This window comes from Enterobacter sp. ECC-019 (genome assembly GCF_043974075.1).
Classification (GTDB): domain Bacteria; phylum Pseudomonadota; class Gammaproteobacteria; order Enterobacterales; family Enterobacteriaceae; genus Enterobacter; species Enterobacter asburiae_D.
In genome coordinates this window covers 1,755,096-1,771,796 of sequence record NZ_CP143759.1, presented here as the reverse complement: position 1 = coordinate 1,771,796, position 16,701 = coordinate 1,755,096, and the positions used below count along the sequence as shown (strand labels likewise).

Below are 16,701 nucleotides of genomic sequence, written 5' to 3'. Positions count from 1 at the left end.
GGGAGTTTTGTTATGTCTCACACTATCGACCTGACGCTGGACGGCCTCTCCTGCGGCCACTGTGTCAAACGCGTTAAAGAAAGCCTGGAACAGCGCCCTGACGTTGAAAGCGCTGATGTGAGTATCGATCATGCCGCCGTGACCGGCAGCGCCAGCGCGGATGCGCTGATCGATACCATCAAGCAGGCCGGCTACGGGGCGGAGTTAAGCCACCCAAAGGCTAAACCGCTGGCAGAGTCATCATCCCCGTCGGAAGCGCTGACAGCGGCCACTCCTGAGCTTCCGGCAACTGATGATATTGATGACAGCCTACAGCTGCTGATCAACGGCATGAGCTGCGCCAGCTGCGTCTCCCGGGTACAAAACGCCTTGCAGGCCGTACCGGGCGTCGCGCAGGCACGGGTCAATCTTGCGGAGCGTACTGCGCTAGTGATGGGCAGTGCCTCCGCCGCAGATTTAGTGCAGGCCGTTGAGAAAGCGGGCTACGGGGCGGAGGCCATCGAAGATGATGCCGAGCGCCGCGAGCGCCAGCAGGAAACGGCTATCGCCACCATGAAACGCTTCCGCTGGCAGGCGATTGTCGCCCTGCTGGTGGGTATTCCGGTGATGGTGTGGGGCATGATGGGTGACAACATGATGGTCACCGCTGACAACCGCACGCTGTGGCTGGTGATTGGTCTGATTACCCTTGCGGTGATGGTATTTGCAGGCGGGCATTTTTACACCAGCGCCTGGAAGAGCCTGAAAAATCGCACCGCGACGATGGATACGCTGGTGGCGCTCGGTACCGGCGCGGCGTGGCTCTATTCGATGAGCGTGAACGTCTGGCCCCAGTGGTTCCCGATGGAGGCGCGCCATCTCTACTATGAAGCGAGTGCGATGATTATCGGCCTGATTAACTTAGGCCATATGCTGGAAGCCCGCGCCCGTCAGCGCTCCTCGAAAGCGCTGGAACGATTGCTCGATTTAACCCCGCCGACGGCACGCGTGGTTACGGACGAGGGGGAGAAAAGCGTCCCGCTGGCGGAAGTTCGGCCCGGCATGACGCTGCGCCTGACGACGGGCGATCGCGTTCCCGTTGACGGTAAGATAACCCAGGGCGAAGCCTGGCTGGATGAAGCGATGCTGACCGGCGAGCCTATCCCTCAGCAGAAATCAGACGGCGACGCCGTTCATGCCGGGACGGTGGTGCAGGACGGCAGCGTGCTGTTTACCGCCAGCGCCGTCGGCAGCCACACGACGCTGTCGCGTATCATCCGCATGGTGCGCCAGGCCCAGAGCAGCAAGCCGGAAATTGGCCAGCTTGCCGACAGAATCTCGGCCATTTTTGTGCCGGTGGTGGTCGGTATTGCCCTGCTGAGCGCGGCGATCTGGTATTTCTTTGGCCCCGCACCGCAGATTGTTTACACCCTGGTGATCGCTACCACGGTGCTGATCATCGCCTGTCCTTGCGCCCTTGGCCTGGCGACGCCGATGTCGATTATCTCCGGCGTAGGCCGCGCGGCCGAATTTGGCGTACTGGTGCGGGATGCGGACGCGCTGCAGCGAGCCAGCACCCTCGACACGCTGGTGTTTGATAAAACCGGCACGCTGACCGAAGGCAAACCTCAGGTGGTGGCCGTCACTACCGCAGGCATTGCGCAAGAGGACGCGCTGCGTCTCGCCGCCGCGCTGGAGCAAGGCTCCAGCCACCCGCTGGCCCGCGCCATTCTCGATAAAGCCAATGACGCTACCCTGCCGCAGGTCAGTAACTTCCGCACCCTGCGCGGGCTCGGGGTGAGCGGCGAAGCCGACGGCCACACGCTGCTGCTGGGGAATCAGGCGCTGCTCAATGAAAACGGCATTGATACCACCGCGCTGGAAAGCGAGCTGAAAGCGCAGGCGTCTCAGGGTGCCACGCCGGTTCTGCTGGCGGTGGATGGCAAAGCCGCCGCGCTGCTGGCCGTGCGCGATCCGCTTCGTCAGGACAGCGTGGATGCCCTGCAGCGCCTGCACCGCGCCGGCTACCGTCTGGTGATGCTGACCGGGGATAACCCGACCACCGCCAACGCCATCGCGAAAGAAGCCGGAATTGATGAGGTGATTGCAGGCGTACTGCCGGACGGTAAAGCGGACGCCATCAAGAAACTGCAAATTCAGGGTCGCCAGGTGGCGATGGTCGGCGACGGCATCAACGATGCCCCGGCGCTGGCCCAGGCGGACGTGGGGATTGCCATGGGCGGCGGGAGCGATGTTGCCATTGAAACCGCTGCTATTACCCTGATGCGCCATAGCCTGATGGGGGTTGCCGACGCGCTGGCCATTTCAAAAGCCACGCTGCGCAACATGAAGCAGAACCTGCTGGGGGCATTTATCTATAACTCACTCGGTATCCCGATCGCGGCCGGTATTTTGTGGCCGCTGACCGGCACGCTGCTTAACCCGGTGGTCGCGGGTGCGGCGATGGCGCTCTCCTCCATTACCGTGGTGAGCAACGCCAACCGGCTGTTGCGCTTTAAACCGAAAGATTGAACCTTGTACCCGTACGCGCTAGCATGAACTTTTCCGTTCATGGAGCGCGTATGGGTCTGTTTCATCGTATAAAAGCATCGTTTCGCGCCCTCTTTCCTCGCCGTTACGCCTGGCCCGGTCTGGATATCTCGCTCCCCGGCGGGCAACACCTGCACCTGGTCGGCAGCATCCATATGGGTACGCAGGATATGTCTCCCCTGCCACCCGGCCTGATAAAACGGCTGAAACACGCCGATGCGCTGGTCGTAGAGGCGGACATTTCGGGTCAGGAGTCACCGTTTGCCGGGCTCGAGAGCGATCTCACCCTGGCGGAACGTCTGGATGATGCCCAGCTTGCGGAACTGACGCGCGTCGCGGATGAAACCGGCGTGTCACTCTCCATGATTGACCCCCTGCCGCTCTGGCAAATTGCGATGGTGCTGCAGGCCACGCAGGCTCAGCGTCTTGGCCTGCGCGGTGACTACGGCATTGATTACCAGTTGCTGAACGCGGCAAGGGCGCGCAGCCTGCCCATCATCGAGCTGGAAGGGACGGACAGCCAGATTGCGCTTCTGCGTCAGCTTCCCGACGACGGTCTGATGCTGCTGGATGATACGTTGACCCACTGGCACACCAACGCGCGCCTGCTGCAGACCATGATTGGCTGGTGGCTGGATGCACCGCCCGAGGACGGTAAGCTGGCGTTACCGTCGACGTTCAGCGAATCGCTGTATGATGTGCTGATGAACGCGCGCAACAAAGCCTGGCGGCAGACGCTGCATGCGTTACCTGCCGGGCATTACGTGGTGGCGGTTGGGGCGTTACATTTGTACGGAGAAGGGAATTTGCCGTCGTTGCTGAAATAAAAAAATGGCCAATATTTCTATTGGCCCGTCAAAGAGGAATTTCATCGTTTTTATTATGCCGAAGGAGACCTTCGGTTGAGCCGATTGTCGCTCAAAGTGACCATCACTGCCAATACTATTGCGCAAGATGGTGCTATTTTTTAGACAAACGTCAGGCGTATGCTGTTGGCATGATTTGTCTGTCGTAAGAAGGATAGCTATGACTCCCGCCGTTAAATTACTCGAAAAAAACAACATTTCTTTCCGGATCCACACTTACGATCACGATCCGAATGAGACTAACTTTGGTGATGAAGTGGTGCGCAAGCTGGGGCTGAACGCGGACCAGGTTTATAAGACGCTGCTGGTTGCGGTGAATGGCGATATGAAACACCTCGCCGTCGCGGTCACTCCGGTGGCGGGACAGCTGGATCTTAAGAAAGTCGCCAAAGCCCTGGGGGCGAAGAAGGTGGATATGGCGGATCCGATGGTGGCGCAACGCACCACGGGCTACCTGGTGGGCGGGATCAGTCCGCTCGGGCAGAAAAAACGCCTGCCGACGCTGATCGATGCGCCTTCCCAGGAGTTTGAAACTATCTTTATATCCGGCGGCAAACGCGGGCTGGATATCGAACTGGCGGCGGGCGATCTGGCGAAAATGCTGGACGCGAAGTTTGCAGATATTGCGCGCCGGGATTGAGAAAATTGCCCGGTGGCGCTACTGTATGACCGGATACATAGGTGACAGATCAGACCGGGAACATAGGTAACACTTTTAGTCTATCCGGAGCACACTCTGGGTTCTTCGGTCATAGTACGCAAGCGTTATTCCGTTAAAGATGATGGCCTCAAGGCCATCATCTTGTTCTTCCAGCATGATGTACTCATCAGTCAGCGCTTCACTCAGGAACACCGTCCCCTTTTTCCCCATGTAGAGTGTCCCCCTCGATTTCACCCTGTAGACCGTACCGCCTTCCGGATAAGCATATTCAGGAACCCTGCCATCCCAGTGACGGCCTGAGGGCTTCCACACCGTTCCGGGCGTTGCACCCGCCAGGGCTTCATGCGGTCTTTCGTGGTTAAATTCTTCCCGGTAGTCACTGAACCACCGCTGTTGTTCTTCCATCGTCATGAAGGTGTTGCCCTGTTTCACTGCACTTTTCAGCGAGCGGTGCATTCGCTCATGACGGCCGTTTTCTTCCGGATGCCCCTTTCTGATACGTTCCGGTCTGATGCCCAGCTTTATCAGCCAGACTGCAAGGCGACTTAACCCGGCAATACCTGTTCCCGCGAACGGCTGACCATTATCCGTTCTCAGGACTTCCGGCAGACCGTACTCCAGGAACGCATCCGTCAGGCACTGCCTGACGAAGGGCTCGCTCTCCCGGTCCGTTCCCCGGCAGCTCAGAAGATACCGGCTGTGATTGTCGGTCAGGGTGAAGGGATGGCAGTATTCCCGGCTCAGCAGCCTGAACTTGCCTTTAAAATCAGCGCTCCAGACCTGATTGTTCTCACTGATGATGGTCAGGGGCTGGCGATTGCCCGGGGTTCTGCGTTTTCGCTTTTTATCCGGAACCAGGCCTTCACGCTTGAGGATATCGCCGATAGTGCTGGCAGCAGGGACGGTAAAATCGACGTGATGATTGAGCAGCCACATCCGCAGTTTTTTGGGACCCCAGTCAGGGTATTTTTGCCTCAGGGCCGTAAGCTGTCCGGCGATATCATCAGGAACCGTCCGGGAGTGGGAGTGTGGCGCGCGCGACCGGTCAGAGAGAGATGACAGGTCAGAGGGATCAAAACGCTGAAGCCATTTATAGCCGGTTTTACGGCTGATGCCAAAAAGACGGCAAAGAGCGGAGAAGGAGTCCGTACCTGCATGGCAGGCACGGATAAAATCAAGGCGTTGCATAGGTCGGGTCTCAGTCCAGGGCATAGCGAGTCTCCTCTTCTATGCCAGTTATAACTGTTACCCATGTATCCGGTCTAAAGTGTTACCCATGTTTCCGGTTCATACCCTACGCTTACCGGGCCTACGTTTCAAATGTAGGCTGGGTAAGGCGAAGCCGCCACCCGGCAAAACCCCCGCACTACTGCCAGCTCACCTCACCTTTCGGCTCATACGCATTCACGTCAATCGGCGAATTTTGCTCGATAAACTGCTTCAGCACTTCCGCATCGATAAAGCCGGTATTCACGTATCCCGGTTTATTATCAATATGCGGATAACCGTCACCACCGGTGGCGTTGAAACTTAAGGTCGCCAGACGGTACGTCTTCGCCGGGTCAACCGGTTCGCCCTTGATCTTCAGGTCGTTAAGCTTGCCGTCTTTCGCGACGAAGCTAACGTTAGCAAACTGCGGATAGGCCCCGGAATCCGGCTTCATCTGCGCCACGGCGGTCAGGTACTCAATCACCTCTTTCCCGCTCATATCCGCATAGACCACCAGGTTGCCGAACGGCTGCACCTTGAGGACGTCTTTATAGGTAATATTTCCACCTTCGATGGAATCACGAATACCGCCGCCGCTCATTACGCCAAAATCAGCGCCGGTGCGCGCCATTTGCGCCGCCAGCACCAGGTGGCCCATGTTGGTCTGCACGAAGCGAACTTTACTGCGATCCCCCTCAAGACGACCGTTCAGCGTGCCGATTTTCACGTCCAGCTGCGCCTTGCCTTTGTTCTGGAACGGCGTCAGCAGAGAGAGCATCTGCTGGTTTTCAGCGATCTCTGGCGTGTAAAGTACGCGCTCACTTTTCCCGTCCGGGTAGGTAACTTTCTTCTTCAGGTTGATGGGGATAAGCTGATAATGAACCAGCTTCATCTCGCCGTTACGGAACTCGAAATCCGCCCGGCCCACATATTTACCCCACTCGTGCGCCTGCACTATCCAGATACCGTTCTGACGGTCTGGCGCGCACGGCGTGCCCGGCACGTAGTCCACCTGTTTTTTGTTTTCGGAAGCCATACACACTGGGTCTTGTGAGTGACCACCCACAATCATCGCCAGCGAGCCCGCAGGCAGGCTGCGCGCCATCTCCACGTCGCCGGGGGCATTGGAGCCGTGCTCACCGTTGTCGTAGTGCCCCATATGCGTGGTGGCGATAATCACGTCCGGCTTTTCGTTTTGCTGCAGCTCCTGAATCACCAGCTTCGCTTCGTCTGCCGGTTTGCGGAATTCGATATCGGTAAAGAACTCGGGGTTACCAATTTTCGCCGTATCGTCAGTGGTTAAGCCGATGACCGCGATCTTCAGATCCTGACGCTTAAACAGCGCCCACGGCTTAAACAGGCGTTCGCCGGTGCTTTTCTGGTAAATATTGGCGGAGAGGAAGGGGAATTTGGCCCATTTTTCCTGCTGGCGCAGCACGGTCAGGGGATTATCAAACTCATGGTTACCCACGGCCATCGCGTCGTAGCCAATCAGGTTCATGCCGCGAAAATCAGGTTCCGCGTCCTGTAAATCGGATTCCGGCACGCCGGTATTGATATCGCCCCCCGACAGCAGCAGCACGCTGCCCCCCTGGGCCGCTACCTCTTTACGAATGCCGTCCACCAGCGTTTTTTGTGCCGACAGGCCATATTCGCCGTATTCACTGCGCCAGAAATGACCGTGGTGATCGTTGGTATGCAGAATGGTGATTTTATAGGTTTTGTCTTTTTCATACGCCTGCGCGGGCAGGCTTACCAGGCCCCATGCGGCGATGAGCGCCAGCGCGACGCCCCGCTTCATTAACTTCATCTTCTCTCTCCCTGACCAATAGACAAAGGCAAAAATTACAGTGACTAACAAGAATAGACAAATAAGTTTTCAGAATTGCGACTTTCTTCAAATGTCCCGGGCGGGTATGTTAGTCGGATAATAATTACACCCTGCATCTCTAATAACTAAAGACGTGGTACTTCTCTCTATGGCAATCAGTGAATCAACCCAGCCCGTTCCGGGCGCACCGGCGTCGCGCACATCCTTTAAAGTCTTAGGCGCAATCAGTCTCTCGCACCTGCTCAACGACATGATCCAGTCGTTGATTCTGGCCATTTATCCGCTGCTGCAGTCCGAGTTCTCACTCACCTTCGTCCAGATCGGGATGATCACCCTGACCTTCCAGCTGGCTTCCTCACTGCTGCAGCCGGTGGTGGGCTACTGGACGGATAAATACCCGATGCCGTGGTCGCTGCCGATTGGCATGTGCTTTACCTTAAGCGGGCTGGTGCTGCTGGCCATGGCGGGAAGTTTTGAAGCGGTGTTGGTTGCCGCCGCGCTGGTGGGCACCGGATCGTCCGTCTTCCATCCGGAGTCCTCGCGCGTGGCGCGTATGGCTTCAGGGGGGCGTCACGGGCTGGCGCAGTCGCTCTTCCAGGTAGGCGGCAACTTTGGTAGCTCTCTCGGCCCGCTGCTGGCCGCGGTGATTATTGCCCCTTATGGTAAAGGCAACGTGGCATGGTTTGTGCTGGCCGCGCTGCTGGCGATTATCGTGCTGGCGCAGATCAGCCGCTGGTATGCCGCTCAGCATCGCGTGAATAAAGGGAAACCTAAAGCGAAGGTTATCAATCCCCTGCCGCGCAATAAGGTTATCCTGGCCGTTTCTGTACTGCTGGTACTGATTTTCTCGAAATACTTCTATATGGCGAGTATCAGCAGCTATTACACCTTTTATCTGATGCAAAAATTCGGATTATCGGTACAGAATGCGCAGATCCACCTGTTTGCCTTCCTGTTCGCCGTTGCGGCCGGTACGGTCATTGGTGGGCCTGTGGGGGATAAGATTGGGCGTAAATACGTTATTTGGGGCTCTATCCTCGGCGTAGCGCCGTTTACCCTTATTTTGCCGTACGCGAGCCTTGAATGGACGGGGATTTTAACCGTGATTATTGGTTTTATCCTCGCTTCCGCCTTTTCCGCCATTCTGGTTTATGCCCAGGAGCTGCTGCCTGGCCGTATCGGTATGGTTTCCGGACTCTTTTTCGGTTTCGCCTTCGGCATGGGAGGGCTTGGCGCAGCGGTGTTAGGGATGGTTGCGGATCACACCAGCATCTTCCTGGTTTATAAAATCTGCGCTTTCCTGCCGCTTCTTGGGATGTTAACCATATTCCTGCCTGATAACCGTCATAAAGCCTGAATTACGGGTAGCCAAAGTTTTACTTTGGCTATCTAATACCCTGATGCCATAAGGGTTTCTTCTTCATCCCCTCGCTGAATTTATCAAAATGCGCTTTTTTACGTGCATATTGCTGTTTTATTCAAACTTCAACAATTATTCATAAACATAAGGGTAAAAATTGTCATAAACTATTACTCGGTTTTTTGGTTTACGCCAAAAAGGAACACCCACAACGAAAGGAGACGGAATGCACCACGCCACACCGCTTATCACCACCATTGTTGGTGGACTTGTGCTCGCTTTTATCCTCGGCATGATTGCCAATAAACTGCGTATTTCTCCTCTTGTCGGCTATCTGTTAGCGGGTGTACTGGCGGGACCGTTTACGCCAGGCTTCGTGGCGGATACCAAACTGGCCCCTGAGCTGGCGGAATTGGGCGTGATTCTGCTGATGTTTGGCGTCGGCCTGCACTTCTCCCTGAAGGATTTGATGGCGGTAAAGTCGATTGCCATACCGGGAGCGATCGCCCAGATAGGGGTGGCGACGCTGCTGGGGATGGCGCTTTCGGCGGTACTGGGCTGGTCGTTAATGACCGGTATCGTTTTTGGGCTGTGTCTCTCAACCGCCAGTACCGTGGTGCTACTGCGCGCGCTTGAAGAGAGACAGCTGATAGACAGCCAGCGCGGGCAAATCGCGATTGGCTGGCTGATTGTGGAAGATCTGGTGATGGTGCTGACGCTGGTGCTGCTGCCTGCCGTCGCCGGGATGATGGAAAAAGACAACGTCGGCTTTGCCTCGCTGGCGCTGGATATGGGCATCACCATCGGTAAGGTTGTGGCGTTTATCGCCATCATGATGCTGGTGGGCCGCCGTCTGGTACCGTGGATCATGTCCCGCAGCGCGGCAACCGGCTCGCGCGAGCTGTTTACCCTCTCCGTGCTGGCGCTGGCGCTGGGAATCGCGTTTGGTGCGGTTGAGCTGTTTGATGTCTCCTTTGCCCTGGGCGCGTTCTTCGCCGGGATGGTGCTGAACGAGTCCGAGCTGAGCCACCGCGCGGCGCACGATACTCTGCCGCTGCGCGACGCCTTCGCCGTGCTGTTCTTCGTCTCCGTCGGGATGCTGTTTGATCCGATGGTTCTGATTCACCAGCCGCTGGCCGTGCTGGGCACGCTGGCGATCATCATCTTTGGTAAGTCGCTCGCCGCCTTCTTCCTGGTGCGGATGTTTGGCCACTCGCCGCGGACGGCGCTGACCATCGCCGCCAGCCTGGCGCAGATCGGTGAGTTCGCCTTTATTCTGGCTGGTCTGGGCATGGCACTTAACCTGCTGCCGCAGGCGGGGCAAAACCTGGTACTGGCGGGGGCGATTCTGTCGATTATGCTGAACCCGGTACTGTTTGCCCTGCTGGAAAAATACCTCGATAAAACCGAAACGCTGGAAGAACAGACGCTCGAAGAGGCCATCGAAGAAGAGAAGCAGATCCCGGTGGATATTTGCAATCATGCCCTGCTGGTCGGCTTTGGCCGCGTGGGCAGCCTGCTCGGTGAGAAGCTGATGGCGCAGGGCATTCCGCTGGTGGTGATTGAGACCTCACGCACCCGCGTCGACGAGCTACGCGAGCGTGGTATTCGTGCGGTGCTGGGCAATGCGGCAAACGAAGAGATCATGAATCTGGCGCATCTGGACTGCGCGCGCTGGCTGCTGCTGACCATACCGAACGGCTATGAAGCGGGTGAGATTGTGGCTTCCGCACGCGAGAAGTGCCCAACGATTGAGATTATCGCCCGGGCGCATTATGACGACGAGGTGGAGTACATTACCGAGCGCGGTGCGAATAAGGTGGTGATGGGCGAGCGTGAGATTGCGAATACGATGCTGATGCTGCTGGAGAAACCGCCGGTTGAAGAGGCGGTGACGGGTTAAAAAAAGCCTGCTGGCGCTACGCTTAGCAGGCCTACAAGTAGCCCCGGTAAGCGTAGCGCCACCGGGGTTTTCTTTTAGCAATCAACGATCCCAATAAGCCTCTTCGAGACTGTCTTCCCGCTCCGGCAGACCACGCGTTAAGCGCGGTGAGTGCTGGTTCAGCACCTGATAACTCACGCGGTTCGCGTATTTGCACACCTGCGCCAGCGACGAATAGGTCAGCCAGCTGAACTTATGCTTGCTGGAGTTCGGCACGTTGGTTTTGTGGTAGGCGTTAGCGGTGATGTCGTGCAGCAGCGCGGCCAGCGCGCCGTCGCCCGCACCGTTGGTGTTCATGATCTTCTCCGGTCCGCCCATGTATGGCGCGATGTGAGAGTAGATCCGCAGCGGGTTGATGCAATCCTGATGGCGCATGCCCCGGCTGAACTCGTACTGGTTGAATTCGGCAATCGCACCGGGCAGCAGCGGGTGCTGAGTTTTGCGTTTGCTCTCTTCTTCCGTGAAGCCTGCCATATACAGCCCAACCGGGCCAGCGGTGCAGAGCACCAGATCCACCCAGTCCAGCGCTTTGTCAGACGCCAGCAGCGGATCGCTTTCGCCGGTCAGCGCTTCGGCCTCTTCTTCGTTCATCGCCAGAATCGAGACGTGCTCTTTCAGGAAGGCCTGCCACCACTCCGGGTTATCGGCGATAACGAATTTCGTGCCCAGCGTCAGAACGACCGGCACGTTGTATTTCTTCGCGTACTCAATCGCCTTCATGGTCGCTTCCGGCATCGGCTCGCCCGGCTTACAGCGCACCAGATACGACGTCAGCACCAGCGCCGAGGCGCCCGCGATCACCTCTTCAGGAATACTCTCGGCGCGCAGCTTGTTCATGTGGCCAGGGCTGATGGCAAAAGTACGCTCGCCGGACTCACCAATGAGGGTAAAGCAGCGGCCAATCGGCCCGTCAACACCCTGAAGGTAGTTCAGATCGGTACGGCTGGAGGTGTTGCAGAGATAGCGGTAGGCATAGCCACCGATTTCGATATTGCTGCACATCACGCCGAGCAGCACCGAGCGGTCGTCTGCCAGCACGGAGTAGTTATGCATGGTATTGCCGATGGTGCCACCGGCGAACTGATGGGTAATCAGGTTTTCGCGCACCAGCTCCTGGTACAACGCTTCGGCAACGTCGTCTTCAATCACCAGCGAATGCCCGGCGCTCAGACCGTAACGCGCAACAAACGCATCATCCACTTTGGCTTCGATATCCACCAGCGTCTGATCGATACCTACCACCCATGCGGCACAGGTTTCATTTTCAGGCTGGATTTGCTGCAGGAGCGGATCGCGAGCGTTAACGGGGAAGTAGTGTTTTGATTTACGTTTACCGGGAAATTTCATGGTCTGAACTGTGCAAGGAATCGAAGCCGGGAATGGTAGCACAAACCCGGCCTCAAGCGCGATCAGCGGCTTTTCGTCACCAGCGAGACCATCATGTCGATATGCTCAGGGGAGTCGTTAAGCGCCGGAATGTACTCGTACTTTTCGCCGCCAGCTTCCAGGAAAAATTCCCGGTTTTGTACCGCGATCTCCTCCAGCGTTTCCAGACAGTCGGCCGAGAAGCCCGGCGACATCACCTGAATGTGCTTCACGCCCTTCTCGCCCAGCATTTTGAGGGTTTCATCGGTGTACGGCGTCAGCCACTGCTCGCGACCGAAGCGCGACTGGAAGGTCATCATCACCTTCTCCGGCGGCAGGCCAAGGGCGGAGACCAGCTCGCGCGTGGTATCGCGGCAGCGCTGCGGATAATCATCCCCTTCATTGGCGAAACGCTGCGGGATCCCGTGATAGGAGAGCAGCAGCAGATCCGGCTCGCCGTGCTTTTCAAACGATGCGCGCGCGCTGTTGGCAAGCGCCTGGATGTAGAGATCGTTATCCGCGTAGTCGCGAATAAAGGTCACGCCCGGAATGCGGCGGCGGGTCGCCAGGATGCGGGCCAGCTCGTCCCAGACGGCGGCCACCGTCGAGCAGGAGTATTGCGGGTAGAGCGCCAGCACGACGATATGGTCCACGCCCTGCGCCAGCAGTGATTCCACCGCGCTTTTCAGGGAGGGTTTTCCGTAGCTCATGCCGAGCGCGACGGGCATATCCGGCAGGCGGGCGGCCAGCGCTTTTTCCTGGCGACGGCTGTAAACCATCAGCGGCGAGCCCTCTTCCATCCAGACAGACTGATAGAGTTTGGCGACGCGCGGAGAACGAATCGGCAGAATGACGCCACGCAGCAGCGGCCACCACAGCAGTTTCGGGAAATCCACGACGCGCGTGTCACTTAAAAATTGTCGCAGATAGCGTTTTACCGCGTCTGATGTAGGTGCTTCTGGAGTGCCCAGATTGGCAAGCAGGATGCCGGTTTTCGCCTGACTCATTCACGCCTCTTAACCATTTGATAGGTTGTCAATTGTAGCGGAAATGCGTTTAAACGAAACCCATTGCTGTAATAGGTAAGATGAGAATATTTCTCACCCGGGAGCCCGGGTGAGAGGCGCGCGATTAGCCGAGGATTTTTTCCAGCTCTGCACGGACGTCAGCCACGGCTTTGGTGCCGTCAACTTTGGCGTATTTGGTGTTACCCGCCTGGGCTTCTTTGGTGTAGTAGCCGATCAGCGGCGCGGTCATCTGATGGTATTCCACCAGGCGTTTACGCACGGTCTCTTCCTGATCGTCTTTACGGGTGGTCAGCTCTTCGCCGGTCACGTCGTCTTTACCTTCAACCTTAGGTGGGTTGAATTTGATGTGGTAAACGCGGCCAGAAGCAGCGTGTACGCGACGACCAACGATACGGTCAACGATCAGCTCGTCCGGCACATCGAACTCCAGAACGTAGTCCACGTTGATGCCCGCTTCTTTCATGGCGTCAGCCTGAGGAATGGTGCGTGGGAAGCCGTCCAGCAGGAAACCGTTACGGCAGTCTTCCTGAGCAATGCGCTCTTTGACCAGCGCGATAACCAGCTCGTCGGTCACCAGCTTGCCTGCGTCCATGATGTCTTTCGCTTGTTTACCCAGCTCGGAGCCAGATTTAACAGCGGCGCGCAGCATGTCACCGGTGGAGATTTGCGGAATACCGTATTTCTCCATGATGAACTGAGCCTGAGTTCCTTTACCCGCGCCCGGAGCGCCAAGCAGAATAATACGCATTGCGAAAATCCCCTCAAAAGTCGTTTCAATTTTTCAAAAGCGCTAAACAATACCACCAGAACGGGCATCGCTCAAGGAAGGCGGGAAGGCTGAAACGGTTAACGGGGGGAGATTATTTGGGAGGGTGCGGTCTGGTGCCCTCACCCCGGCCCTCTCCCACGGGAGAGGGAGAAGACCAGGGAGACGTGGTCAATTACGCCAGCAGCAGCGCATTCACACGTTTAATGAACAGGTTAGGATCTTCCAGCGTACCGCGCTCGGCCAGCAGGCACTGATCCAGCAGCAGTTCAACCCACTCGGCAAAGCGGGCGTCGTCCTGGGTATCCGCCGCGCGTTTCACCAGCGGATGATCCGGATTAAGCTCAAAGATATATTTCACTTCCGGCATCGCCTGGCCCGCCGCCGCGAACAGTTTCGCCATCTGAGTGCCCATTTCGTCGGCATCGGTGGTGACAATCGCCGGGGTGTCGGTCAGACGGTGCGTGAAGCGCACCTCTTTCACGCGCTCGCCCAGCAGGGTTTTCACGCGCTCAACGAACGGCTCCAGCGCCTTCTCGGCTTCTTTCGCGCTTTCGTCCACTTCATCCGCCAGCTTGTCGATGGACTCGTCGGCTTTGGCCACAGACTGGAAGGATTTACCGTCGAACTCGGTCAGGTAGTTCATCATCCACTCGTCGATGCGGTCAGAAAGCAGCAGCACTTCGATGCCTTTCTTACGCAGCAGCTCCAGGTGCGGGCTGCTCTTTGCCGCCGCGTAGCTGTCGGCAGTGATGTAGTAGATCTTCTCCTGCCCTTCTTTCATGCGGGAGACGTACTCTTCCAGCGACACAGTCTGCGCGGAGGAGTCGGTATGCGTAGAGGCGAAGCGCAGCAGTTTGGCGATCGTTTCAACGTTCGCGGTGTCTTCTGCCGGGCCTTCTTTCAGCACCAGGCCGAACTGTTTCCAGAAGGTCTGATATTTTTCCGCATCGTCTTTCGCCAGTTTTTCCAGCATCTGCAGCGCACGTTTGGTCAGGGCGTTGCGCAGGTTACGGGTGACGGTGCTGTCCTGCAGAATTTCACGCGAGACGTTGAGCGGCAGATCGTTGGAATCTATCAGACCGCGCACAAAGCGCAGGTAGTTCGGCATGAACTGCTCGGCGTCGTCCATGATGAACACGCGCTGCACGTACAGCTTCAGGCCGTGCTTGTGATCGCGGTTCCACATGTCCCACGGTGCCTGCGCCGGGATGTACAGCAGGCTGGTGTACTCCTGCTTACCTTCCACACGGTTGTGGCTCCAGGTCAGCGGGTCGGTAAAGTCGTGGGCGATATGCTTGTAGAACTCGTTGTATTCGTCGTCTTTAATTTCAGACTTGTTGCGCGTCCACAGCGCCTGCGCCTTGTTGATCTTCTCCCAGGAAACCACGGTTTCGCCGTCTTTCTCTTCCTGTTTTTCAATCTCTACCGGCAGGGCGATGTGATCGGAATACTTGCTGATGATGGAGCGCACGCGCCAGTCATTCAGGAAATCGTCTTCGCCTTCGCGCAGGTGCAGGGTGATTTCGGTCCCGCGATCCGCCTTGGTGATGTCACCAACGGTGTATTCGCCTTCGCCTTTGGATTCCCACAGCACGCCGTTCTCGGCGCTGTCGCCCGCCGCGCGGGTGCGCACGGTAACTTTGTCGGCCACGATAAACGCCGAGTAGAAACCGACGCCGAACTGGCCGATGAGCTGGCTGTCTTTCGCCTGGTCAGAGCCCATGGACTCGAGGAACGCTTTGGTGCCGGATTTGGCGATGGTGCCGAGGTGGTCGATCACCTCGTCGCGGTTCATCCCGATGCCGTTATCGGCGATGGTCAGAGTGCGGTTCTCTTTATTGAACGAGACGCGCACGCGCAGCTCGCCGTCGCCTTCGTACAGGTCCGGGTTGGACAGCGCGCGGAAGCGCAGCTTGTCCGCCGCGTCCGAGGCGTTGGAAATCAGCTCACGCAGGAAAATTTCTTTGTTGGAATACAGGGAATGGATCATCAGGTGCAGAAGCTGTTTTACTTCTGACTGGAAACCACGGGTTTCTTGTCCTTTCATCTAAGTCGACCTCAACAATGCCATTTAATGGGGTTGTAAAACGTTGAGTGAGAGATGGGGATAAGGGGGGAAATTTTCAAGCGGAGGCCGCGCGCGCAGCCTCCGTTTGGTCAGAAAATAATCTTGTGACGTCCGGCCAGAGAGTGTGACAGCGTGGTGCCGTCCACCATTTCCAGCTCGCCGCCCACCGGCACGCCGTGGGCGATGCGGCTGGCGTCAACGCCGTACTGCGAGCACAGTTCAGCGATATAGTTGGCGGTTGCCTCCCCTTCCACCGTCGGGTTGGTGGCGAGGATCACCTCTTTGATGGTTTCGGACTCAAGACGCTGTTCAAGGCGGTCAAGACCGATATCATCCGGGCCAATGCCGTCCAGCGGGGAGAGATGCCCCATCAGCACGAAGTAGCGGCCGGAAAACTGCCCGGTTTGTTCGATGGCGTAGATGTCCGCAGGACTCTCCACCACGCAAATCTGACCGTTTTCCTGACGACGCGGGTTCGTACAAATGTTACACACGTCCTGCTCGGTAAAGGTGCGGCAATCCGCACAGTGACCAATTTCTGACATGGCGCGGGTTAAAGCCTGCGCCAGGCGCATCCCGCCGCTGCGGTCGCGCTGCAATAGCGTAAACGCCATGCGCTGCGCCGACTTCGGGCCAACGCCCGGCAGGCAGCGCAGTGCTTCCATTAACTGCGTGAGCAGCGGACTGGTTTGCATCAGAATGGCATCTTGAAGCCAGGCGGCAGCTGCATACCGCTGGAAACAGAGGCCATTTTCTCTTTCTGAGTTTCGTCGATACGGCGAGCGGCATCGTTAAACGCGGCTGCAACCAGATCTTCCAGCATCTCTTTGTCGTCTTCGAGCAGGCTCGGGTCGATTTCCACGCGACGGCAGTTGTGCGCACCGTTGATGGTCACTTTGACCAGACCGGCACCGGACTCACCCGTGACTTCCAGCTGAGCAATCTCTTCCTGCATCTTCTGCATTTTTTCCTGCATCTGCTGAGCCTGCTTCATCAGGCCACCCAGACCGCCTTTTCCACCAAACATAGGCTTCTCTCTTTTTCACGTTTAAGGATTACAACCGTAAGTCAGA

General features: G+C 57.3%; 13 protein-coding genes. 5 read left to right on the top strand and 8 right to left on the bottom strand.

The annotated features are described in order from the left end of the window. Nucleotides 1-12 precede the first annotated feature (12 nt). From copA to ybaK, 3 genes are all read left to right on the top strand, one after another. Nucleotides 13-2,511: a copper-exporting P-type ATPase CopA gene (copA, locus tag V1566_RS08255; protein ID WP_395305559.1), complete on the top strand. Its 2,499-nt coding sequence runs from the start codon at nt 13-15 to the stop codon at nt 2,509-2,511. Between the two features lie 50 nt (nt 2,512-2,561). Beyond that, a complete protein-coding gene (locus V1566_RS08250) occupies nt 2,562-3,356 on the top strand; it encodes a TraB/GumN family protein (RefSeq protein ID WP_395305558.1) in 795 nt (264 codons plus the stop codon). A 199-nt stretch (nt 3,357-3,555) separates the two neighbouring features. Then, on the top strand, nt 3,556-4,035 hold the full coding sequence (ybaK, locus tag V1566_RS08245) for a Cys-tRNA(Pro)/Cys-tRNA(Cys) deacylase YbaK (protein ID WP_023310615.1): 480 nt from the start codon (nt 3,556-3,558) through the stop codon (nt 4,033-4,035). Nucleotides 4,036-4,110: 75 nt separating this feature from the next. Here ybaK and V1566_RS08240 read toward each other — a convergent pair whose 3' ends face one another. Continuing rightward, the gene (locus V1566_RS08240; RefSeq protein WP_395303785.1) at nt 4,111-5,268 is read right to left on the bottom strand and encodes a DDE-type integrase/transposase/recombinase; all 1,158 of its coding nucleotides are present in this window, start codon (nt 5,266-5,268) and stop codon (nt 4,111-4,113) included. 154 nt (nt 5,269-5,422) lie between these two features. Further along, nucleotides 5,423-7,075: a bifunctional UDP-sugar hydrolase/5'-nucleotidase UshA gene (ushA, locus tag V1566_RS08235; RefSeq protein WP_395305557.1), complete on the bottom strand. Its 1,653-nt coding sequence runs from the start codon at nt 7,073-7,075 to the stop codon at nt 5,423-5,425. A gap of 169 nt (nt 7,076-7,244) precedes the next feature. Here ushA and V1566_RS08230 point away from each other — a divergent pair, with 169 nt between their 5' ends. Both V1566_RS08230 and ybaL read left to right on the top strand, forming a co-directional pair. Further along, a complete protein-coding gene (locus V1566_RS08230) occupies nt 7,245-8,453 on the top strand; it encodes an MFS transporter (protein WP_064673428.1) in 1,209 nt (402 codons plus the stop codon). Nucleotides 8,454-8,682: 229 nt separating this feature from the next. Beyond that, nucleotides 8,683-10,359, top strand: coding sequence for a YbaL family putative K(+) efflux transporter (ybaL, locus tag V1566_RS08225; RefSeq protein WP_395305556.1), 1,677 nt, complete (start codon nt 8,683-8,685; stop codon nt 10,357-10,359). Between the two features lie 81 nt (nt 10,360-10,440). Here ybaL and V1566_RS08220 read toward each other — a convergent pair whose 3' ends face one another. The 6 genes from V1566_RS08220 to V1566_RS08195 all read right to left on the bottom strand — a co-directional run bounded on the left by V1566_RS08220 (nt 10,441) and on the right by V1566_RS08195 (nt 16,655). After that, nucleotides 10,441-11,745 carry an inosine/guanosine kinase gene (locus V1566_RS08220; protein ID WP_395305555.1) on the bottom strand — a complete coding sequence of 435 codons (1,305 nt, stop codon included), beginning with the start codon at nt 11,743-11,745 and terminating at the stop codon, nt 10,441-10,443. 62 nt (nt 11,746-11,807) lie between these two features. Continuing rightward, entirely contained in the window at nt 11,808-12,770 is a 963-nt protein-coding gene (gene hemH, locus V1566_RS08215) for a ferrochelatase (protein ID WP_395305554.1), read from the bottom strand. A 124-nt stretch (nt 12,771-12,894) separates the two neighbouring features. Next, nucleotides 12,895-13,539: an adenylate kinase gene (gene adk / locus V1566_RS08210; protein ID WP_006809841.1), complete on the bottom strand. Its 645-nt coding sequence runs from the start codon at nt 13,537-13,539 to the stop codon at nt 12,895-12,897. A gap of 193 nt (nt 13,540-13,732) precedes the next feature. Continuing rightward, nucleotides 13,733-15,607: a molecular chaperone HtpG gene (gene htpG / locus V1566_RS08205; protein WP_395305553.1), complete on the bottom strand. Its 1,875-nt coding sequence runs from the start codon at nt 15,605-15,607 to the stop codon at nt 13,733-13,735. A gap of 110 nt (nt 15,608-15,717) precedes the next feature. Then, on the bottom strand, nt 15,718-16,323 hold the full coding sequence (gene recR, locus V1566_RS08200; RefSeq protein ID WP_008499298.1) for a recombination mediator RecR: 606 nt from the start codon (nt 16,321-16,323) through the stop codon (nt 15,718-15,720). Continuing rightward, nucleotides 16,323-16,655, bottom strand: a complete 333-nt coding sequence (locus tag V1566_RS08195) for a YbaB/EbfC family nucleoid-associated protein (protein WP_003858972.1) — start codon at nt 16,653-16,655, stop codon at nt 16,323-16,325. The genes recR and V1566_RS08195 overlap by 1 nt, the downstream gene beginning before the upstream one ends. Nucleotides 16,656-16,701 lie beyond the last annotated feature (46 nt).